Source organism: Priestia sp. SIMBA_032 (assembly GCF_046535215.1).
GTDB lineage: Bacteria > Bacillota > Bacilli > Bacillales > Bacillaceae_H > Priestia > Priestia aryabhattai.
In genome coordinates this window covers 1-266 of record NZ_JAWRXD010000797.1, presented here as the reverse complement: position 1 = coordinate 266, position 266 = coordinate 1, and the positions used below count along the sequence as shown (strand labels likewise).

Here is a 266-nt window from a genome sequence, read left to right as displayed (position 1 = left end):
GGGGGCTCAGGACGCGCGGGCTCAGCACGCGTGGCTCAAGACAGCGGCCGGTCCACCTGGACCGACGACACCCCGTCCACGGCTGCGACCGCTGAGATGAGCCGCTGCGTGGCGGCGGGGCTCGCCCGGACGCCCATCCGCAGTTCGATGCCGTCCGGCTGCGCGATGTGCCGCAGCCCGTCGACCCGGGCACGGGCGCCGGCGGAGTCGCACGCGTCGAGCACGCGCGCCAGCGTGTCGCCTTCGGGCCGGGCAAGCACGATCAC

The 266-nt window shown here is 75.6% G+C and carries 1 protein-coding gene; it reads right to left on the bottom strand.

Features of this window, described 5'->3' with window-relative positions:
- Positions 1-35: 35 nt before the first annotated feature.
- Positions 36-266: hypothetical protein (locus tag SB717_RS36525; protein WP_410907936.1), on the bottom strand; the 231-nt coding region annotated here is incomplete at its 5' end.